Raw genomic sequence first — 23,290 nt, 5'->3', positions numbered from 1 at the left:
GTATTACTAGAAGCAGTATCTAAATTATTGTTTTTATCTATCAAGTGCTGTATAACAATATATCTTATTACAGGCCAAATAAGAAAACCCTCAAATTTATGGTTTACAATCTGACCATTATTATCTAAAGCATTTATTATTTCATTTGCTTTCATCTATTTTTAAAAATTTTATGTTTTTTAAAACATATATTGTTAAGCAAACTATTAATGAAGTTGTTAAAAACAACTTGTTAAAAACATTAATGTCTTTTAAAACAAATGCTAAAAAAGTAAAAGTTAAAATAATTAAAAACCAAACAAGTGGGTGATTGTTTAACGACCCTAGTTCTTTATAGGATTTCAAAAAGAACCCACTAAATCCAATATACATTAAAGAAAAAAAAGTAGTAATCACAGCAACCTTATATCCAAAGATTGGAATAAATATCAGATTTAATACTATATTTAAAACTCCTCCTACAATACTTATTTTCCATAACTGATTTGTTAAATTATTATATTGTAATCTACTAATAACATTCCAATATAAAGGACGATAACTATAACTCATTATAATTATTACCGCCAAAGGATATACTTGTTGTAAATCTTGATTTTTAACAAGTATTAAAAACATTTCTTTACACCAAAGCGAAAGTAAAAAAGGAATAAGAATAAAACCAATTTGCAAGAATTGAGTTAGCCTATAAATAGTTAACTCTGCATCTTTGGTATTTTTACTAAATAATTTAAAATAAGCTGGTCCAACCGCCATCCCTATTGCATTCCCAAAAATATCAAAATAACTCCCAAACATATATGCTATGTTGTATTGCCCTATCTGCACAACTGGAATTTTGTATATGTTCATAACCATCCTGTCAGAAGCATTAAGTAAATATGCTGAATAATTATGTGGCAACATTGGTAATGACAGTTTTAACCTAGGTAATAACCATTTCATTTTTAATTTAAAAATTGGCTCTAAACCATTCTTATAAATAACTATCCAATAAATTACACCTGAAAAAAAAGCAGAAATAAATGCTGCATAAAACCAACCCATATAACCCAACTTTAAAACAATTACAACATAGAGTTGAATTCCTAATGCAACAAACCCAGATAACATTGAAATTATCCCTAGACTTAAGGGCTTTTCAAAAAGTTGAAAATACCTGGGACCTATAATATTAGGAAGATCAAAAAATAATGACTGAATTGCAATCATACTTATAATAATGAATGCATTTTCAATTGCTTCAATTGGAAAAATTAAATAAATAACAAAACATTGAAAAATGGTATATGGAATACCAAATAACATTAAAAAAAAAATTATTTGTCTCCAAACCCATTTCCATCTTGTCGGTGATTTATAAAATGAATTTATCATAGGAGCAATCATTCCAAAATCTCTCGCCGCAGAAAACATTAATGTATAGGCCATTATTGTGCCCCAAATACCAAAATCTTTGCTTGACAAGTATGGTGTTAACATAGGAAGTAATAGTATCCCTATGACTTTCGGCAATTGAGGGGCAATTGCATAAATAATACTTGCAGATAGAATTTTCTTAACCATTATTTATAGGACTTTTGCCTTATTATTCGAGCAGGTACCCCTCCAACAATTGTATTGGCTTTTACACTTTTTGTAACAACACTATTAGCTCCTATAATTGAGTTATCCTCTATTTCTACCCCAGGATTGATAAATACATTAGCGCCTATCCATACAAAGTCGCCAATTATAACATCAGCATTCTTTACTAACCTATTTTTTAATGAAAAATCTTGATCTGCAATATCTGTTGAAGTATAAACTCTAACATTATGACTTATTTGGCAATTTTTACCAATTTTTACTTTATTCCCTTTTACAGCTTGAATAGTAGACAACTCTCCAATATATGAATTTTCCCCTATGTGAATCTCTCCATCTCCATAAAATAAAATACCATTCCCATTAAATCTAAAAGTATTATTAATTTTATATTTTTTTTTAAAAACTGAATAAATACAATGATTTTTCAAATTTTCAAATTTTATAATAAGCACACCCAAAAGAAATTTAATCATCTAACCCTGTTTTTGCAACATTATGTCTCAACTTCCAATTACCTTCTTCATCTTTATCCCATAAATGTGGAGATCTGAATTTATCACATAGATCATGAAACTCTTCTGCAGTCATACCTATATATTCCATAATATCATTAAAATATCGATCTGGAAACTCTCCATCAAAACGGTTAACTAGCGCAACGCCTTCCTCTCTGGTTAGGTGTCTGTTTCTAATTTCCTGCGCAGCATCATAGGTCGCACGACCTATTCCAAATTTAATAAATGTGGTATAAAAATGTAAATCATCAATTTTATCATCGATACCACTATACTTACTAAAGGTACCCTGAGTTCTATGAGGTCTTGCCTTAAAACCAGTGTTTTCTACAGCGTAATAATATACTTCTTGCGGCGTCCACCTGAGATAATAACCCAAGTAATGCACTTCAATATTCGCTTTTTCTAAATCCTCTAGTTTTGGTGGTAAAAAAGACATCAAATCACTTAATCGCACGTCATACTTTTCCATCAATTCTTTAATGGAAACACCTGCTAAATACACTTCGTCTAAATGCTCAAAACTAAAATAAGATTTATCACGTAAAGAAGTAGTATTATCTGCTAAAGGGTTTCCGTATTCCGCCTCATTCTCTCCGTAGAAGATAAGATTGATGCCATGCTGAGCTGCAATCTTTGGCGCTAAATTCTTCTGCCCAAGAATAAATGTTTGAAATGGGTGCAATAAATTTTCAATAGACAATTTTGTCAATAACTTCATTACCTTTCCATTTCTGTAAAATGAAATGTTATCAAAACCAGAATCTAGCCAATTTTTCCAGTTTTTCAAACCATAATCCGTATATAAAATAGGAGGCCATGTTACTGTTAAAGGATTCATATTGTATTTGTATTTCAATACATGAGCCTGATATGCACTGTCTTTACCTCCACTTCCTGGAACTAAACAATCGTAAGAACCATCATTTTTTCTGTACTTATCAAGAAGCGCTACTAGCTCTTCTTCACGCATACCCCAATCGATATTATCCTTAATTTCTGCTGTTCGACAAGCGTCACAAACACCATGTTCGTCAAAGTTCATGGTTGTTTTTTTACTGTCTTTGGTATGCTTAAACTCTACAGCCGAAGTTGGACGCTGATTAGACATGACACATTTTGTACAAAAAGCTACTTCCTGCGGTAAGCCATAATAAGCTTCTAAATTATTTTTATCTGACATATTGAAAATATTATAGTAAATTATTGATTAAAGCCCAGTTCTTATAAATAGATATACCCTTATCGGCACTTTTCTCTGGATGAAATTGAGTTGCAAAAATATTATCTTTGATAATAGATGAACAGAATTCTACTCCATCATAATCTGTTTTGGTCAAAACACAAGATTCATCAGAAGGCTTTACATAATAAGAATGTATAAAATACATGAAATCATTATTTTCTATTTCTGACAATGCAGATTTGTCCCAATCTTGACTATATTTATAAATAGTATTCCAAGCAATGTGGGGTACCTTAATTTTTCTATCCTCTAATTTTTCTGGAAATCTTTTAATTATCCCAGGAATTAAGTCCAAACCGTTTCCAGCACCAAACTCTTCACTTTCTGTAAAAAGCAATTGTTGACCTAAACAAATACCAAATAAAGGTGTACCATTAGTTACTTTATCTTTAATTGCAGTATCTAATTCTAATTTTTTCAAATTATTCATCGCCTCAATAAAAGCACCTACTCCCGGTAAAATTAGAGCATCCGCCTTCATGATGTCTTCTCTTTCAGAACTAATTCTTGCATTAATTCCTACAGTATCACAGGCTTGCTTTACACTAAAAAGATTACCTAGTTGATAATCAATAATGACCACTTTCTTTTTTAAATTATCCATTACAATCTACATTCAATATTGTTTTCAACTAACTTTTCTTTTAATTCCTTAATGGTACAAGGCTCAAAAGTATGAAAATTCCTTTTTTGATTTAAAAACTCAACATTACCTTCTAATGAAGATGCTTTCGATTCATTTTCTTTTATAAAATGATAATGAAACAAAGAGGATATCATTACTGCATCAGCATTTCCACCATTCATCAAATCTAATACCTGCTGCTGTTTTCCTGCTCCACCATGCGCTATTACGGGAATACTCACAAGACTACTGATTTTAGAAATTAAATCTAAATCAAACCCTTGTCCTGTACCTTCATTATCAACAGAGGTAATAACTATTTCACCTGCACCTAATTCATCTACTTTTTGAGCCCACTCAAAAACATCAATACCTGTATATTCACGACCATTATCTGTATAGGCTAAATATTTACCATTACTTTCTTTGATTGCCTCAATTGCAACTACAATTGTAGAAGATCCAAACATTCTAGATGCATCTCTAATCAATTGAGGATTGTTTATAGCTGCTGTGTTTAAGCAAACTTTATCTGCCCCTACACGCAGGACTTCTTTTATATCTGAGATAGATCTTAAACCTCCACCAACCGTAATTGGTATAAATATTTTTTTGGCCGTTTCTGATATAATATCATGAAGACTATTACGCTCATACAACGAAGCGACAACATCCATAAACATCAATTCATCAGCACCTTGTTCATAATAGTATTTGGCAAAATCAGATGGTTTCCCTAACACTCTTAAACCTTCTAAATGGATACCTTTAACTAAGTTTGGCCCTTTAACATCTAACCTAGGTATTATTCTTACTGTTTTCATTGTTTGTTTAAATAAAATTCTGCCAAAGTCCAGTCAGCCATTGTATCAATGTCAATACTTCTTTCTTCAGGCATTACTATTTTTTTTATTTTCTTAAATTCATTAATTGACCTATTCTTTAAAGCACTTACTTTTAACAAATACATAGAACCATTAAAAGCAAAAACATCAGGACAATCTTGTCGTCTTTGAAAATTTCCTTTTTTACTTTTATCCAAAAATCCAGATTCATTTTCTTCAAAAAGAGTAAAATAAGGGTTCTCTTTTGCTTTTTTAACACTAACCACCATTTCAACTTCGTCATCATAATTTTGAATTAAAGTATCAAAATCATCTTGAGACCTAAAAGGCGATGTGGGTTGCAAAAGTAATACTAAGTCAAAACATTTGTTATTATCTTCATAACATTTTATTGCATGCATAATAACATCATAAGAATTGGCAGTATCAGAGGCTAATTCCTCTGGTCGAACGAATGGTACATCTATACGTAGACTTTTTGCTATATCTAAAACTTCTTCATCATTTGATGAGATGCATAACTCATCCTCTTCTTTAATGTTTTGTAGAGCAAAATCAATAGTGTGTACAATCAACGGCTTATCTCCCAGAATTTTTACATTCTTACCTGGTAATCCTTTTGAACCTGCTCTTGCCGGTATTAAATAGAGTATTCTCATTACATTTTTATATTCTTTATATCTATCTGTGCTTTCTCAAAATCTTCATGCTTACCTACATCCAACCAGTATCCAGAAAATGGAAAAGAGATGACTTTAAATTTATTTCTGATCAATTCTTCCATTAAATCAGTAGCATTAAAAAAAGTATCCTGAGGAATATACCTTAGCATTTCTTTTTTCATCAAGTAAATTCCGCCATTCGAATAATAAGTATAGGTAGGTTTTTCCTTAAAGCTTTTTACTTCGCCGTTATTCGTTTCCAAAACTGCATAAGGAATATTTACTTGGTAAGGAATGGTCAACACTGCTAAATCAGCATCTTGATTAATAAACTCTAGGAAAAACTGTTCGTAATCAATGTTGGTTAATAAATCGGAATTGGTTACCAATATATAATCGTGTTCAAAATTTTTAATTTGAGAAACTGCTCCAATAGTACCTAGCGGTTCATTCTCCCAAACATATTCTATTTTTATGTTTTTTTCAATTCCTTGACCAAAGTGATTTTCAATCTGCTCTCCCAAATACTTTACAGAAACCCAAAAATCATCAATACCAAATAAAGCCAGTCGATCCAGATTGTGTTCCATTATAGCCTTGTCACCCACTTTTAACAGTGGTTTAGGTATAGTATTAGTAAAAGGTTGCAAACGTTGTCCTCTACCGCCTGCCATAATCACAGCATCTATAGGTAAATACGATCTAATTTTTCTAAAATTGATAACATTGACAATGGTGTGATTTTCATCAACCACAGGTACAATTCTGAAATCACCTTCACGGTATTCAATAATTTTTTCTAAATTATTCTCGCCTTTGGTAATATATCGCGGATTATCCTGAATAATTTCATCAATACAACTTTCAATAGCGAATCCTTTCAGTAGTCCACGTCTTACATCACCATCTGTTAATGCCCCGATTAGTTTATCTTCATTATCAACAACAAACAATATTGCGTCGGGAGCCAATTCATTGAATTGAAGTAATGCTTCTTTTATCCTGCTTCCCGAAAGAATTAAATGGTCTTTGTATATTCTCATAAAGATTCTTTTACGATTTTAATTATAGTATCGGCAACACCTTGTTTGAAATAAACGTTTTTCCCATTGTATTTTTCAAAACTCATGGCTTGAGAGGCACTTGTAACCATATCCGTTTCTTCAAAGTCACAATTCAAAACATTATCACTTTGAACTCTTCCTTTTTGTCTATCACCTACATTCACCACATATTTACCAAATGATGCCGCTTCTAAAATTCCGCTGGAGGTATTCCCAATCAAAATTTTGGCATAATGCATCGCTGAGAAATAATTGACCTTCCCAAAGTTTTCAATCAACAAAAATCGATTAGAAAAATCTTTTTTCAATTCTTCAATAACTTCTCTATAAACCGATCCTTGTGTATCGGCGTTAGGCATTGTGATAACTACAAATATTTTTTTCGAAATCGTTGCCAAAGCATTTTTCATTTCTTGAGCAAATCGCACATTATCTTGTAAAGACATTGTCTCAGGATGAAAAGTCACTAGGACAAATTCTTCATTAGGAATATTGAATTTCTCGAAGAAGGAAACTCTATCAATAGAGACAAAAGATTTAATATCATTCAAACTTAACGAACCAACATCAAAAATACCCTCTGCTGATCCAAGCAAATCAATTACTTTTTCCTTAAAAATAGCTGTCGCTGTAAAATGGAGTTTAGATGCTAATGTAATTTGGTGGCGATACACATTGTCAATAGCTCCCAATGTGGTTTCACCACCGTGTATATGAGCAAATTTCACCCCAAAAGGAATTCCTGCCTGTACAGCAGCACTCATCTCGAAACGATCACCTAAACAAAAAACTAAATCATATGTATGACTCGCCCAAAAATCAGCAAACTTCAGTACAGTTAAGCCGTATGATGAAGCGATAGATTGTGCATCATCATTTGAAATTAATGAAGAAATAGTGTGAATAGAATTATATCCATCTTGGTCAATATCCTTTACTGTATATCCATGGCTTTTTGACAAATGAGTCCCGAAAGCAATAATCTCCATTTCAAAAAAAGAATCACTTTTCATCTTTTGAAGTAAGGGAAGATAGATACCGTAATCGGCTCTTGAACTGGTTAATATACCTACTCTCATATAATATCCGAAAACAGCAATTTATCGAATTCGTTTTTATCGGTATTTAACTTTTTACCTATAATATTTTCCCATTCCATTGGAGAGATTCCGTCTCCCGGTCTTAACGAAATAATATCTTCTTCAGTAATAACATGCCCCTTTGATAAACTACGATTCAAATGGATACTTTTTCTGGCTATCGAGATGTTTTTAGTTTCACTGTCACTTGGCATTTTTTGTCCGTCTCCACTCAAGGCTAATTCAATATTTCGTATCGCCTTTACCATTGCTTTTAATTCCTCTGGCTCTAATGAAGCCACATGATCGGGACCTGGTAAAGTTCTGCTTAGTGTAAAGTGTTTTTCGATAATTGTAGCACCCATGGCAACTGCGGCAATTGGGACTTCAATGCCGAGGGTATGATCTGAATAACCAACCTGTAAACCAAAAGTTTTTTGGATTGACAACATGGCCTTTAGATTTACATCTTTCATAGGTGTTGGGTACTCTGTATTGCAGTGTAAAATAGAAATAGCTTCTTTTTTCAAACCAAATTTAATTAAAACATCAAGCGCTTGTTTGATTTCAAGTTCAGAACACATCCCTGTTGACATTACGACTGGTTTACCACATAAAGCAACCGCTTTCAAGTAAGGATAATTTGTTATTTCTCCACTTGGAATTTTAAAAAAGGAAAGCCCCAAATCATTTAAATAATTCACTCCTTCTACATCAAAGGCTGTAGAAAAAAATTGAATATTTCTCTCTGAGCAATAAGCCATTAATTCTAAATGATTTTCATGACTTAACTCTAGCTTTTTCAACATATTATACTGAGAATCATCGCCATCATTAATATTGACACTCTGATATTGTGCCTTTTTAGCTTCCTTACTCACTAATCTATTGGCAACAAAAGATTGAAACTTCACATAATCCACACCCGCCTTCACCGCTACATCAATAAGTAATTTTGCTTTATTAATGTCACCATTATGATTCACACCTGCCTCTGCAATTATTATAACTTTATTACTCATACACCCAATTTATCACCGATTTTTAATTTTAAACTAGTTTCAATTTCACATATTTCTATAAAACTATCCTCAGTTTTAATTAAAAAACCATCAGCTGTTTTTGCTAACAATTGGCCAACTGTTCCAATATATTCGGGAGCATCAACTATGATTTTAGACCTATTAATTTTGACTTCAACGCCAGAGATAAAGGTGGTTGCCATAGGGCCTGGTTTAGCAATAGAACGTATAAAATTAAATAGTCTTCTTGAAGTTTGATTCCAATTTATTAGTTCGTCTCCTTCTCCTCTTCTGCCACAGTAAAATCCAACAGGATTAATCGTGTTTTGCTCAATTCTTTTTAACTCGCCTGATTGAATTTCTTTTATCGAATCATATAAGATATTAGCACATTCAACATAAGCAATTTCTAATAAAGAACTATAATCATCATTATCATTTATGGGATAAGAGTTTTGCTTAATAATATCACCCGTATCAATTCCTTCATCTACGTAATGAACAGTAATTCCAAAACTATTTTCATCATTAATAAGTGCCCAATTCAAGATATTTCTTCCTCTATAAAAAGGTAATTTTCCTGCATGACAATTAATTGTACCGAATCTCGGCAGATCTATTATGCTCTTCCTGAAAATCTGATTAAAACTCATCGAAACAAATAAATCACAATCATAACTTTTAGCCACTCGGAAAAATTCATCAGAATTTATTTTAACAGGAAATAAATAATCAATACCATATTTATTCGAAAACCCCTTTAATGTTTCATCTGTAGTGTCAGATCTAGGAACTATAAACTGAATAGAAATAGTATCATCCTGAATTAATTTCTCAAAAGCTAGATGGGACCATGGTCCATCTGCAAAATATCCTATTTTAAATTTCATCATTGTTTTTTTATCTAACACTACTTGGTATATTTACAATGCGTTCTTCTAAGAATTCTGCATTTACATTCTCATCTCTTTGGCAATTCGCATACATCGGCAAACGGTACATCAATTGCCATATCGGTCGAGTCATTACTCTATTTGCATTCGTTGTTTCCAAAAACAAATCTCTATCAACCTTGTTTTCCAACTCCACACTCATCAACCAATAGTTTGCTTTGGTATCTGGTGTTTCTGTTCTGAAATGTATTCCTTTTGCTGCAAAGAAAGATTGATATTCTTTGGCTAATTTTCTTTTATTTTCCAAAAAACCATCTAACTGTTCTAATTGTGCACAGGCCAAAGCAGCATTCAAATTAGGCATTCTGAAATTATACCCCATCTCATCATGAACATATTCATAAGGATGAGGAACTTTAGCAGTAGTGGTAAGGTATTTCCCTTTTTCCCCTATTGCAATATCGTTAGTAACAACAGCACCACCTCCACCGCAGGTTACGATCTTATTTCCGTTAAATGAAAAAACGCCTACTTTTCCCAAACTCCCTGTTGGATTTCCTTTGTACTCACTTCCTAATGATTCGGCAGCGTCTTCCACAACAGGAATTCTCCAAATATCACAAACGGCAATCAGTTCTTCTAAATGCACTGGGAATCCAAAAGTGTGCATCGGTACACAGGCAGTTATTTTTCTGCCTGTCTTTTTATTATAACAACCGTCCTCATGCAATTCACCAAACTCTTCTAAAAATGAGGCAACTGCTTTAGGGGACAATCCCATAGTATCTAAATCAACATCTAAAAAAACAGGAATTGCATTTTGATACGCTATAGCATTGGCAGTAGCCACAAAAGTCAAGGCCTGTGTCAATACCTCATCTCCGGCTTTCACACCCACTAAACGTAAAGCCACTTGAATTCCCGCAGTACCATTTACAACGGCGACTGCTTTTTGAGTTTTGGTAATGGATTGCATCATCAATTCAAATTGATCAACGTAGGCCCCAACAGAGGACACAAAAGTAGTGTCTATTGTATCTAAAAGATACTTTTTTTCGTTACCTCCAAATTTGGGAACGTGTAATGGAATAAAATTGTCCGTTTTGTATTGGTCTTTGATAAATTGTATAACCGAATTGAAATCTCCCATAATTACATTTTTGAATCTAAATACTTACCCGTTTCTTTATGTCCGAAATTTGGAATCATATTATGAAACAGAGTAACAACTTCGTCTTTACTCCATGTCTTATCTACTTTCATCTGAGCAATTTTAGCAGTGAAATTTTCTAACCTATTTTGGTCAAAATTAACTTCATTTTTAATTACTCCCAAATTTTCAAACCGTTCCATATCCAAAACTTCATTATCGGTAAAAAACTCTTCAAAATCTTTTTCTCCAGTAGTGTCACTGGAAGTAAACAAACACGGCCATTTTTTTTGCGCAATCAAGTCTTCCACACTATTCCTTGCTTCTTGCTCTGATTCACACAAATGAGGTTCATAGCCAATTTCAGCCAAATATTTTACTGCGATATCAGCGAAAGAAATCAAATGTAAATTCTCACTCAACTTTGGAAAAAAAATATCTCTATTCTCTCCAAATAAACAAGACATCAAACAAAGTTCACCTGACTCTTTTGGCGTTACGAAATAACGTTTAATATCATTGGGAGCCACTATGGGCTGTTTTTTTAAAATACGCTGATTAAAACCATGTAATAAAGAACCATCCGAAAAGGCAACATTTGCAAAACGAGCTGTTGAAATTTTTATTTGTTGACTTTTACGCATCAAATACATTTCCATAATTCGCTTAGAGGCCCCCATCATATTGACGGGGTTCGCAGCTTTATCAGTAGAAACACAAAAATATTTTTTGGTTCCGTTCTCAATCGATTGTTGTAAGGTCTTCTCGGTGTTGAAAACATTTACATCAATCATTCGCATTAAAGTAAAAGGGTCTTTTTCGCTTCGTACATGCTTTAAAGCCGAAAGATTCAGTACATAATCGTATTTTCCGTCTGCTTTTATAAAAGCATCATACTCAATGGATCCAATATCTAAAGCAAATGTTTGAAAATCTCCAGCAATATAACCGTAAGAACTTCTCAAGTCCCGCACTAGCTCCACCATATTGTTTTCGCTGATGTCGACAACATGCAACTTACATGGGTTACGTTTGAATATTTCTTTGACTACCGATTGACCTATTGATCCAGCTCCACCAATTACCAAAAAAGAAGAACTACTAACAATTGCAGACAATTCATTTTCATAAGTTAAAATATCTTTTTCGAATATTTCTTCTTCTCTGCCGATTAATTTGAGGATATTCATATATTATTTTCTTAAGTCTAAAACTATTCGAAGTTAAATTAATTGTATTTTTTCAAAGCTAGATTAGCTATGTTTTCACCTATTGATAATGAAGATGTGGCGGCAGGAGAAGGTGCATTACATATATTAATTATATTTTTATTTTCAAATATTAAAAAATCATCTGACAAATTACCTTTACTATCGCAAGCTTGAGCTCTAACACCAGCACCTCCTATTTCTAAATCCTCTTTTTGAATTTCCGGAACTAATCGTTGCAAAGCTTTTGTAAATGCTGTTTTAGAATAGGAACGATACATTTCATACATACCGTCTTTCCAATATTTTAACGCTACTTTTTGAAATCCCGAATGACCTAAGGTTTCAAATAGTTCTTTCCAATTTACTGTTTTATTTGTATACCCTTCACGAGCAAAAGCTAATACTGCATTTGGACCGGCTTCAACACCTCCATGAACCATCCGTGTAAAGTGAACTCCTAAAAAAGGAAAATTAGGATTTGGCACTGGATAAATCAAATTTTTAACCAAATATTCTTTCTCTTTTTTAATATTAAAATATTCACCTCTGAAAGGCAAAATTTGAACATCAAGCTCTGTGTTAGTCATTTTCGCTACCTTATCCGAATACAATCCAGCACAATTGATTATCAATCTAGCTTCAAAATGTTTATTTTGCGTTTGTATTTCAGAACTGTTTCCAAGAGACATTATTTGCTGCACATTTTGTTCAAATAGAATTTCACCCCCAAGTTGCAAAAACAAATCTGCATATTTTTGCGAAATTTCTTTGTAGTCTACTATACCTGTCTGTGGAACCCAAATTCCTCCTACACCTGAACAATGAGGCTCAATTTCTTTAATTTCTTGGGCATTAATTCTTTTTAACCCTAAAAGTCCATTAGCAATACCTCTATCATAAATACCATTCATAAGTGGTAATTCCTCTTTCTCAGTGGCAACAATTATTTTACCGCATAAATCAATCTTAATTTCATTCTCATTGCAGAATTGAATTAATTTGCCATATCCAGCTTTACAGTTTATAGCCTTTAAACTGCCGGGTTTATAGTAAATGCCTGAATGAATAACTCCGCTATTATGACCAGTTTGATGTTTTGCAATTTGATTTTCTTTTTCTAAAATAAGAACTCTTAATTTAGAATTTTTCTTTTTTATGTGTAAAGCTGCGGATAAACCTACTATTCCTCCTCCAATTATTATAATATCATACATTATGAGACAATCAATTTAAATTAGTTAGTACCAATACCATAGTATTCTATTCCATACGAATTTACCTCTACTTGATCATAAATATTTCTTCCATCAAAGATAATTGGAAAATTAAGGAGTTCATTAATTCTCTCAAAATTAGGAGAACGAAAATCGGACCATTCTGTAACAATCAATAAGGCATCCGCATTTGATAGAGCATCATATTCATTATCACAATAAACAATCTCATCTCCGATTATATGTTTGGCTTCAACCATTGCCACTGGATCATACGCTTGTACTTTTCCTCCAGCCGCCAAAATACTGTCAATTAATACTAATGAAGGAGCTTCACGCATATCGTCAGTGTTGGGTTTAAAAGAAAGCCCCCACATTGCTATAGTTTTCCCTTTCAGACTTCCTTGAAATCGATTATTCAATTTATTAAACAATACTGTTTTCTGATATTCATTTACAGCTTCAACTGCTTGTAAAATTCGCATAGAATAACCATTCTCACTGGCAGTCCGTATAAGTGCTTTGACATCTTTTGGAAAACAAGATCCTCCATAACCTATTCCCGGATAAATAAATTTGTTTCCAATGCGAGCATCACTTCCAATTCCTTTCCGCACCATATTCACGTCTGCTCCCATAATTTCACAAAGATTAGCTATATCGTTCATGAAACTAATTTTTGTAGCCAACATACTATTAGCTGCGTATTTGGTCATCTCTGCGCTTGGCACATCCATAAAAATTATAGGGTGTCCATTCAATAAAAATGGTTTATATAATTTACGAATTACCTCTGTTGCTTTTTTGCTAGAAACTCCAACCACAATACGGTCAGGTTTCAAAAAATCGTCTATCGCAGCCCCCTCTTTTAAAAACTCAGGATTTGATGCCACATCAAATTGTATATCAAGATTACGATTATCTAATTCATTTTGAATCGCTAAATGGACTTTTGCAGCAGTCCCAACTGGTACAGTACTTTTAGTTACTATTACACCGTAACTATTCATATATTCACCAATTTGTTTTGCTACTGTAAGAACATATTTCAAATCAGCACTTCCATTTTCACCCGGTGGTGTCCCAACTGCAATAAAAGCAACATCAGTTCCCGGAATGCTCTCTTCCAAAGAAGTTGAAAATTTCAATTTTCCTTTAGCTACATTTTTAATCAACAAAGCTTCAAGGCCAGGCTCAAAAATAGGAATTATCCCTTTATTTAAATTATCTATTTTCTTTTCATCAATATCAACACAAATAACATCAATACCTACTTCTGCGAAACAAGTTCCCGTTACTAATCCAACATAACCTGTCCCTATTACAACTATTTTCATGATTTTTTTAATAATTCTTTATTAGCTACTTCTTCCCTTAATGCACTGCTAGAAAAACGATGATTCCTTTTATTGAAATACAATTCAATTTCTTTTTCCTCGCAATAAGCTCTGCCAGTGAAATTTTCCTCCTTGTATTCATCTCCAATAATACGCACATCGATTTTAAACGAACGTAAAATATCTTCTAAATCCTCTTCCGTAGCATACGGAACAATCTCATCAACGAACTTACAGCCTTTTAATTGGATGTAACGCTCTACAACGGTTTGCACTGGTCTATTCTTCTCAGGTCGATCCAGCGTAGGATCAGTTTGCAAACCCACAATCAAATAATTACATTGCCGTTTTGATTCCTCCAACATTTTTACATGCCCAGCATGAAATAAATCAAAAGCACTAAAAGTTATTCCAACTCGAATTGTATTGCTTTCCATAATTACACCGCTGGTTTTAAAATACGTCTCGCTAACAGAAAAATAACAATCACAAAAACTAATAGAAATCCTCCCATTATAATGCCCTTTGCTGTTCCGAACTTCTCTTTCTTCAACGGCAAAATCGGTCGATCTATCACCTGAATCAATGGTGTCTCTTTACGTAGGGTAACCTTAGCAAGTTCGGTCTGCTTTACCAACTCGGTAAGTATCGCTGTATTGGCCTGTACATCCACCTGTCTGCGGGCAGATGGCGCACGGCGCACATTCATAGCAGGATTCAATCCAAAGGTATTGTCATTGGCAACAGCCACTCCCGTAATGGCACCATTCAATTCTCTGCGAATACTGTCTGTTTGTCTTTCTAGGATATCCATGTTAATCCTGGCCTTTTTACTTTTAGTATCCACATAAAAATCAGATACCTGCTTAACCAAGGCTTCCGTAAAATACTTGGCAAACAATTCATTGGTAGAATTCACATCAATCGTAATAATTGCTATTTTTTTATCTTTTTGTCCTACAGTCAATCCAGTTTTAGACAAATCCTGAAACATCACCCCAAGAATACTGTCCTGCACTCTCGTAAATGTAGCTCTCTTGGTATTAGGTAAGAACTGGATCGCCTTAAATTTAGGATTTTCATTCCATTGGTCTCTCCATTCTTGATTTTGAATGTACATTTCTGCCAAGGAAATCGTCTTTCCTTCCACCACAACGGGACTCAACAGGGTCTGTTCCACCATAGCACGGGACTTGAACAATTCCGTCAAATTAGAGCCTGTAAAAATACTTCCGCCACCCCCACCTAGATCTAAACCCAGTGAACTAGCTAAGCCCAAGGCACCGCCCAAGCCACCACTTTTCTCATCTTCTAAAGCAAAAGACAAGCTGGCCGTGTAGACTGGCTTTTTACTGAAAGAATAGGCAAGACCCAATCCGGCGCCTACAATTCCCGCTAACACAATAATTTTCCATTGTGCTAACAAATAGGAGAACCATTCTCTTGCTTTTTCTATCAATTCCTTTAACGATATTTCATCGTTCGTATTATTTTCATTCATATATTTTATTATTCTATAGGCTTTTTCGTCGGGTGTTGATCAGTAGTTATTATCCCTTTTCGCTGTCGGAGAGATAAAGGAGACTACAGTAAAACTTCTTCTATTGCATTCTCACTATACACTTATTATTAAATATTACCTCAGTATAGCAAAAATTACTCCCGCCAAACTCGCTACGACACCTGCTATACTAACAAACTCTCCTGTTGACATTTTCTTAATTTCGGGCTTTTCAGGAACAATAATTTGTGATCCTGCAATTACTCTTGGATACGATTTGACAAAAAGGAAAGAACTTGCTACACTAGCTCTTCCGTTGGGATAAATGATGTAAGCTTTTTTCTTCCATCCTTTAGCATCAATCCCACCGGCGGAATTCAAATAATAGCGAAACCCTTTATTAGGTTCGTACGGTATCTCTGAAGTTAGCAATACGTTTCCAGTAACTTTAACCCCTTCATTAAAGGAAACTACTTCAATTTCATCCCCTGGAAATAGCGTTACATTGGTGTTACTCTTTGGATTTTTAACTATAGCTCTCCAATCAACGGGTATGGTAGCAAATTTTAAATCTTCCTGTAATTTCTTCTTTAGTTCATTTTGTATGCTGTCTTTTTTACCTAAATTTAAATTAACGTTTTCTAATTCTTCAATTTGTTTGGCTTGTATCGGTCTTTTGATTTTTACTCCATCTAGATTAGCAACGGATGTTAAACCTCCTGCTCTTTGAATAACATCAAAAATGCGTTCTTTTTTACTGGCTAAGGCATACTTTCCAGCATAGTTAACAGCACCTGTAACGGTAACCATCTCCGGTTTTTCATATACTGCCATTCTGCGGATGTTGATGACATCAAAGGGACGTAAGGCAAAATTTTTAGCCTGTTCATTGTTGTTAGCTGTTATTTCAATATTAAAAAGGGTTACTTTAGTAGGATCGGCATCATTAATTTCTTCCGATTGTATCATCCTTGCTACTTCTACTCTTTTTGAAGCAGACCCTGTTAGACCACCCGCCAAAATAAGTGCGTCATTTAATGTGAGATTTTCATAATACTCATAGGTACCTGGCTTTTTAATTTCTCCGTCTATGGTTATTTTAAAATCTTCCTTAAAATCTAAAATCGAATATACAGTGACCACATCCTCTTTTTTCAGCGGAATATTAGCTTCTAAATCGCCAGATAAGGCTCTAGTCAAATTCACATTGACAATCTCAGTAGTAAGATCCGCTTGCAAACGAATGATACGCGCTCTGTTGCCGTAGGCATCCTCTTTTAAACCATTCGCTTTGGCGATTAAATCCGAAACTCGCATCCCTTCATAAAAAGAATAGGTGTCCGGTCTAAATACGGCTCCATCTATTCGGATTCTATTTTCAAAGCGGTTTAAGATTTTAGTTACACGAAACACATCTCCTGCATTTGGTTTATAGGTGCTGTATGCAGACGATTCTACATCAGTAACTTTAAATTCTTTATTGGTTTTTTGCAACACATTCACCGAGGCTGTGTAGGCAAAATCAGTAAAACCCGACGCGAACTGAAGCAAATCACTAAAGCTTTCTCCTTTTTTCATTTCAAAAATACCAGGACGTTTCACCTGCCCCTCGAGAGTAACCCTTTGTGTATAGGCTGGAATACGAATGACATCATTATCCCTCAAACCAACATTGTCCGATTGATCTCCGTTAACTAAAAAACGGTATATATCGATATTTTTAAACACTTTATTGTTTCTCAGCAACTCAATATTACGGTAACTTCCATTCTTTCCCGGCCCTCCAGCTAAAAATAAAGCATTGTACACAGAGGCCAAAGACGAAATAGAATAATTTCCTGGCTGCTGGCTTCCTATAATAGTAACACGAATTGTTCGAATACGACTCAGGCTGATGCCTACTTGGGATTGCCCCGAGCGTACCGTGGTGTATATGTTTGCAATAGCATTACGTATTTTTTGAGTTGCGGCTTCAATAGTCATTCCAGACACCGGGATTTGCCCGACGAACTGAATGTTTACTTTACCCTCTACAGTAACAGGAACGGTAGCATTAAATTCCTGTACCCCAAAAACGCTCACTTGTAGTTCATCACCGGGACCCAGAATATAATTTACTGGAGTGGCTATTTTTAAATTAGGCTCGAAATTAAGGGTTGGATTATCAAACAATTCTGAACCAAAAACTAGTGCATTTGTGGTATCCTTAACCTTGGTATTGACAATCTTTTCTTGCTTTCGAATCAGTTCCTTTGAAGGCGCTTCTTCTTTTTCTCCATCTTTAGTATCTGTGGTTTTCGAATTGGATTCTTCCAACCTGCTTTTAAGTTTCGCGAATTCAGATTTTGGCATTCCCTTGGCTAGAGCCATTGGTTCGGCTTGTTCAATAGTGAGGTTATTGCTTTGCAACTGTGCTTTTATTTTGAAAATATCATTCTCTGATAGGTAATCTACTTTTAAAGTACTCAAATCTGTACTTTTTAACAAATCTTGCGCTGCAACAGTTCCAGACTGAAACAAGGCAAATAAAAACACAAAAACAACAATTATTTTTTTCATAAAAATATTCTATTTTTTAACTAAAAAATGTACCTTGGAACAAGAACACTATTGGATTTTTAAACGACACCTATTTTGGGTAAACCCTGTACTTTTTTCATCTAAAACCATTCAAAACCTTTGCTTAATACTTTAAGAAACAACGGAAAAGAAACTACACTTATTGTTTAAAATGTACCATTACAATATTTATTATTCATGGCTTCGCCGTTGCAAGTCCCATTTTAGAACACGCTCCTCATACAAGACCGCAAATTTATACTAAATAATTAGACTAGCTAAAATTTCATTTGTCAAATTCACACTTTAACAGTAAATAAACCTAAAATAATATCTAGATTTTTCTTGCATATATTAAATAAACTACTACAGTTAGTGCGATTTCACTTAAGTATTGCCTCAAAACAAACAAAGGGCACCCTTAAAAATATCAAGCAGTAGAACGATAAAACTTTAGTAGAGCTTTGATACCAAGGCAACAAATACTTATGAACATTTGATATAATTTCTCGTTCAAATCGAGTTTTAAATGCTACGTAAATCCGCCCTTAAATCACAAGTATAAAAAACAACGATAAAGCAAAGTGGCAGCAGTCCTCAAGTTGAGGCCGCAGGATGAACGGCTCGAGCTGCGGAGCGGCGCTTTGAGGTAGTTTTTGCGCTTTTGATTTTCAGGCTTGATCTTTTGTTTCTTTTGAAATGTCAATTCGCGAACTCCCATAAATTAAAAACTCGTGAGTAATCAAGACAAAAGAAAAAAACAAATATTAGGAGATGCTTCGTTCCTCAGCATGACAGAATGGAGAGTTGATAGTCGAAAGTCATCAGTATTCAATAATTAGTCCTTATTAAACAATGTTCAGTTTAAAGTTTAGAGTTTCAGTTCACAGTTCAAAATTTATAAATAGAACTGCTACGTATACGAATTCGAAAAAACGCCCTTAAATTAAAAACGTCAAAAAACAACTAAAAAACACAGTGGCAGCAGTCCGCGAGATGAGGCTGTAAGCCGAACGGCTCGGGCTGCGGAACATAGTTTTAGAGGTAGTTTTTAAGTTTTGAATTTTCAGGCTTGATCTTTTGTTAGTCAGATCCTGAGCGCAGTCGAAGGGTTGATCAAGACAAAAGAAAAGAATAGGCATGAAAAAAAAGGCCGCCTGCTACAATGAAAGCGTGTTGATGGGATTCTTCCTTCGTCAGAATGACAAAATTGGAGCGAATCGTAAAGAATGAATAGCGCATTGCGTTTAGTAAAAACTAACCTCCTGTGATTAACAATACGTAAAACCGCCCTTAAATAAAAAGCATAAAAAACAACGAAAAAGCAAAGCGGCAGCAGTCCGCAAGTTGAGGACGTAGTCCGAACGGCTCGGGCTGTGGAGAGGCGCTTTGAGGTAGTTTTTGCGCTTTTGATTTTCAGGCTTGATCTTTTGTTTCTTTTGAAATGTCAATTCACGAACACCAATAAATCAATAACTCGTGAGTAATCAAGACAAAAGAAAAGAGTAACCTAGAAAACGAAATCGTCTGCTAAAATGAAGAATATGTGGAGATGCTTCGTTCCTCAGCATGACAGAAAGGAGAGTTGACAGTCGAAAGTCATCAGTATTAAGTGTTCGATGTTCACTGATTAGTCTATATTAGGCAGTCCTTAGTAAAGATTGATCAGGTTTCAATTGATAGTGTTCAGTAATTAGTGGTTAGCAAAATGCTTCAGGTTTCAGTTCACAGTTTTAAATTTAAAAAAAGAACTACTTCACAAATCAGGTCACAAAAACCTAACTCTTTTAACATTAAATTTATGGAAAACACCGCCACATATTGAAACTTTTCGCTACATTTGAACTCTGATTTAACGAATAACTGGAATTATTCGAGGTCTTAAATTCACTCCATTGCTCAAAAAAACAGGGTTCTAGTCCGTATTTTTGAGCTTTTTTTATGGCTAAAGGCAATCCACTTGACCTTAATTAAACAAATAATCTTCCATAAAATCTTCGTTTTTAACGAGATACAGCCGAAATACAGACATTATTAAGCGTTTTTTTTATCCAAAAAGACGTAAAAATGTTTTAAAAACGCTTTTTAAAAAATCATCTTGATGGTATTTTTACATCGTCTTGATGAACTTTTTGCTTCGTCAAGACGATTTTTTTGTTGCATCAAGACGATTTGAACGCTATTTTGACATTATTGGGCATAAAAAAACCTCGAATACTGGAATATTCGAGGTCTTAAACTCAGTCTTTTACTACTGAACAGGGTTCTAGCCCACTTTTCTAAAAGATAAATCCTTTAACATACTGCGCATTTTCTTGCCAGGACGGAAGAGCACACGCGTTTTTTTGATGGCTGCTGTTGATACCTCATCAGCAACATCTTTACCTTCAGAGCTAATGCCCACTTGAAAATTGCCTAAACGGCCTAACTTCACAATGCGACCTTGACCCAGTTCGCCAATGATGTTGTGTTCTAGAGAAGCGAGTACGGCGTAGCAATCAGAAGCCGTCAAGGTACTCTGATACGAAATCAACTCAGCAAGTCTTTCGAAATCAACATCGCCATCTGCAACAGCAGCAGCATAAAATTTTTCCGGAGCCACTAAGTCTCTCGGGTTCTTCCTTGGAAGAATTTTGTATTTAATAGCCATCGTTTTTGGTATTAAATTAATAAATAAGTTTGTCTTAGTATACCTACTAAAGCATCTAACTGACTTTACAAACATAAGATACTTTTGCTGTAACTAAAAGCCAAACTTATTCACAATTGAGGCTTGTTTTTAACAACGAAAAGAAATGTGCAAAGAAACACAAAGCCCTTAAAAACAGTATTTTAATTTTATTTAAAATTCGTTAAACCTTATTAACTATAGGTTTTTCGCAAAAGACGATAAAGAAAGGTATTTAAGACAGCATATTGACATTATAACTTCCAGCAAACAAATTAAGAGCATTTTAAGTTACTATCGTAAAACGTATCCAAACACACGGAAAACCTACCATAAGAACTTAAGCGAAAGCCCCAGAACCTGAAATAGATTCAATTCACCTACTTGTTATATTCCTTTATCTCATAAAAAAACACTAGATTTTATACATTTTTACACGACGATTTCTAAATGTCCCAAATGTCATTTATTTATTAACATTTAGAGCGTGTTTAGTAGATTAGTCCTTAGTGCAGCGTGTTAAGTTTCAGGTTTAAGTTAACAGTATACAGTTAACAGCTGACAGTTTGCAGTTCACAGTTTAGAGTTCACAACTTATAAATAGAACTGATACATAAACGAATTCGGAAAAACCGCCCTTAAATAAAAAGCATAAAAAACAATGATAAAGTAAAGTTGTAGCAGTCCGCGAGATGAGGCTGTAAGCCGAGCGGCTCGCGCTGTGGAGCGGCGCTTTGAGGTAGTTTTTGCGCTTTTGATTTTCAGGCTTGATCTTTTGTTCGTCAGATCCTGAGCGCAGTCGAAGGGTTGATCAAGGCAAAAGAAAGGAATGAACATGGAAAACAATGTCATCTGATAAAATGAAGGATATCTGGAGATGCTTCTTACCTCAGCATGACAGAATGGAGAGTTAATAGTCGAAAGTCATCAGTATTCAGTGTTCAGTGTTCAGTAATTAGTCCTTAATAAACAATGTTCAGTTTAAAGTTTAGAGTTTCAGTTCACAGTTCAAAATTTATAAATAGAACTACTACTTATACGAATTCGAAAAACCGCCCTTAAATTAAAAGCATAAAAAACAACGAAAAAGCAAAGTGGCAGCAGTCCGCAAGTTGAGAACGTAGTCCGAACGGCTCGGGCTGTGGTGCGGCGCTTTGAGGTAGTTTTTGCGCTTTTGATTTTCAGGCTTGATCTTTTGTTCGTCAGATCCTGAGCGCAGTCGAAGGGTTGATCAAGGCAAAAGAAAGGAATGAACATGGAAAACAATGTCATCTGATAAAATGAAGGATATCTGGAGATGCTTCGTACCTCAGCATGACAGAATGGAGAGTTAATAGTCGAAAGTCATCATATTTAGTGTTCAGTAATTAGTCCTTAATAAACAATGTTCAGTTTAAAGTTTAGAGTTTCAGTTCACAGTTCAAAATTTATAAATAGAACTACTACTTATACGAATTCGAAAAACCGCCCTTAAATTAAAAGCATAAAAAACAACGAAAAAGCAAAGTGGCAGCAGTCCGCAAGTTGAGGACGTAGTCCGAACGGCTCGGGCTGTGGAGCGGCGCTTTGAGGTAGTTTTTGCGCTTTTGATTTTCAGGCTTGATCTTTTGTTTCTTTTGAAATGTCAATTCACGAACACCCATAAATTAATAACTCGTGAGTAATCAAGGCAAAAGAAAAGAAAAGGCATGAACAAAAAGGCCGTCTGCTACAATGAAAGCGTGTTGATGGGATTCTTCCTTCGTCAGAATGACAAAATTGGGGACGAATCGTAAAGAATGAATAGCACATTGCGTTTAGTAAAAACTAACCTCCTGTGATTAACAATTCGTAAAACCGCCCTTAAATAAAAAGCATAAAAAACAACGAAAAGCAAAGTGGAAGCAGTCCGCAAGTTGAGGCTGAAAGCCGAACGGCTTGGGCTGCGAAACGGAGCTTTATAGGTATTTTTTGAGTGTTGAATTTTCAGGCTTGATCTTTTGTTTCTTTTGTACCAAGACAAAAGAAAAGAATAAACTTGAAAATATAAATTTCCTAATTAAATCAAGACACTTGAAAAAAACCTTATTTCTTCTCTACTTTAAGCACACAACCCAAAGATTCCAACAC

General features: G+C 34.3%; 17 protein-coding genes and 1 pseudogene. All 18 read right to left on the bottom strand.

The window, feature by feature from the left end:
• Positions 1–141 precede the first annotated feature (141 nt).
• The 18 genes and pseudogenes from DNC80_RS13505 to DNC80_RS13420 all read right to left on the bottom strand — a co-directional run bounded on the left by DNC80_RS13505 (position 142) and on the right by DNC80_RS13420 (position 21,238).
• Positions 142–1,566: a lipopolysaccharide biosynthesis protein gene (locus DNC80_RS13505; protein WP_182651663.1), complete on the bottom strand. Its 1,425-nt coding sequence runs from the start codon at positions 1,564–1,566 to the stop codon at positions 142–144.
• A 20-nt stretch (positions 1,567–1,586) separates the two neighbouring features.
• Positions 1,587–1,730, bottom strand: a pseudogene (locus DNC80_RS16130) (DapH/DapD/GlmU-related protein); the annotation flags it as partial.
• Positions 1,731–2,055: 325 nt separating this feature from the next.
• The gene (locus DNC80_RS13495) at positions 2,056–3,288 is read right to left on the bottom strand and encodes an N-acetyl sugar amidotransferase (protein ID WP_182651661.1); all 1,233 of its coding nucleotides are present in this window, start codon (positions 3,286–3,288) and stop codon (positions 2,056–2,058) included.
• 10 nt (positions 3,289–3,298) lie between these two features.
• Positions 3,299–3,955 (bottom strand): imidazole glycerol phosphate synthase subunit HisH, encoded by a 657-nt coding sequence (gene hisH, locus DNC80_RS13490; protein ID WP_182651660.1) that lies wholly within the window; start codon positions 3,953–3,955, stop codon positions 3,299–3,301.
• Positions 3,955–4,800 carry an imidazole glycerol phosphate synthase subunit HisF gene (hisF, locus tag DNC80_RS13485; RefSeq protein WP_182651659.1) on the bottom strand — a complete coding sequence of 282 codons (846 nt, stop codon included), beginning with the start codon at positions 4,798–4,800 and terminating at the stop codon, positions 3,955–3,957. Before hisF ends, hisH begins: the two co-directional genes overlap by 1 nt.
• On the bottom strand, positions 4,797–5,480 hold the full coding sequence (locus DNC80_RS13480) for a cytidylyltransferase domain-containing protein (RefSeq protein ID WP_182651658.1): 684 nt from the start codon (positions 5,478–5,480) through the stop codon (positions 4,797–4,799). Before DNC80_RS13480 ends, hisF begins: the two co-directional genes overlap by 4 nt.
• Entirely contained in the window at positions 5,480–6,526 is a 1,047-nt protein-coding gene (locus DNC80_RS13475) for a nucleotidyltransferase family protein (protein ID WP_182651657.1), read from the bottom strand. The genes DNC80_RS13480 and DNC80_RS13475 overlap by 1 nt, the downstream gene beginning before the upstream one ends.
• A complete protein-coding gene (gene neuC / locus DNC80_RS13470; protein WP_182651656.1) occupies positions 6,523–7,626 on the bottom strand; it encodes a UDP-N-acetylglucosamine 2-epimerase in 1,104 nt (367 codons plus the stop codon). Before neuC ends, DNC80_RS13475 begins: the two co-directional genes overlap by 4 nt.
• Entirely contained in the window at positions 7,623–8,648 is a 1,026-nt protein-coding gene (gene neuB / locus DNC80_RS13465; RefSeq protein WP_182651655.1) for an N-acetylneuraminate synthase, read from the bottom strand. The genes neuC and neuB overlap by 4 nt, the downstream gene beginning before the upstream one ends.
• Positions 8,645–9,559, bottom strand: coding sequence for a methionyl-tRNA formyltransferase (locus DNC80_RS13460; RefSeq protein ID WP_370628764.1), 915 nt, complete (start codon positions 9,557–9,559; stop codon positions 8,645–8,647). Before DNC80_RS13460 ends, neuB begins: the two co-directional genes overlap by 4 nt.
• Positions 9,549–10,691, bottom strand: a complete 1,143-nt coding sequence (locus DNC80_RS13455) for a LegC family aminotransferase (RefSeq protein WP_182651654.1) — start codon at positions 10,689–10,691, stop codon at positions 9,549–9,551. The genes DNC80_RS13460 and DNC80_RS13455 overlap by 11 nt, the downstream gene beginning before the upstream one ends.
• A 2-nt stretch (positions 10,692–10,693) precedes the next feature.
• Positions 10,694–11,881, bottom strand: a complete 1,188-nt coding sequence (locus tag DNC80_RS13450) for a UDP-N-acetylglucosamine 4,6-dehydratase (RefSeq protein WP_182651653.1) — start codon at positions 11,879–11,881, stop codon at positions 10,694–10,696.
• 38 nt (positions 11,882–11,919) lie between these two features.
• Positions 11,920–13,116: an L-2-hydroxyglutarate oxidase gene (gene lhgO, locus DNC80_RS13445; RefSeq protein ID WP_182651652.1), complete on the bottom strand. Its 1,197-nt coding sequence runs from the start codon at positions 13,114–13,116 to the stop codon at positions 11,920–11,922.
• Between the two features lie 20 nt (positions 13,117–13,136).
• Entirely contained in the window at positions 13,137–14,453 is a 1,317-nt protein-coding gene (locus DNC80_RS13440) for a UDP-glucose/GDP-mannose dehydrogenase family protein (protein WP_182651651.1), read from the bottom strand.
• Entirely contained in the window at positions 14,450–14,875 is a 426-nt protein-coding gene (locus tag DNC80_RS13435; protein WP_182651664.1) for an adenylyltransferase/cytidyltransferase family protein, read from the bottom strand. Before DNC80_RS13435 ends, DNC80_RS13440 begins: the two co-directional genes overlap by 4 nt.
• A 17-nt stretch (positions 14,876–14,892) precedes the next feature.
• On the bottom strand, positions 14,893–15,954 hold the full coding sequence (locus DNC80_RS13430; protein WP_182651650.1) for a Wzz/FepE/Etk N-terminal domain-containing protein: 1,062 nt from the start codon (positions 15,952–15,954) through the stop codon (positions 14,893–14,895).
• Between the two features lie 135 nt (positions 15,955–16,089).
• Entirely contained in the window at positions 16,090–18,513 is a 2,424-nt protein-coding gene (locus DNC80_RS13425; RefSeq protein ID WP_182651649.1) for an SLBB domain-containing protein, read from the bottom strand.
• 2,266 nt (positions 18,514–20,779) lie between these two features.
• Complete coding sequence (locus DNC80_RS13420) at positions 20,780–21,238, bottom strand: HU family DNA-binding protein (RefSeq protein ID WP_255493253.1); 459 nt, start codon at positions 21,236–21,238, stop codon at positions 20,780–20,782.
• Positions 21,239–23,290: the final 2,052 nt, after the last annotated feature.

Origin of the sequence: Flavobacterium sp. SOK18b (assembly GCF_014156605.1) — a bacterium.
GTDB classification, from domain to species: Bacteria; Bacteroidota; Bacteroidia; order Flavobacteriales; family Flavobacteriaceae; genus Flavobacterium; species Flavobacterium tiangeerense.
This window is presented reverse-complemented; position numbering and strand designations above follow the sequence as displayed.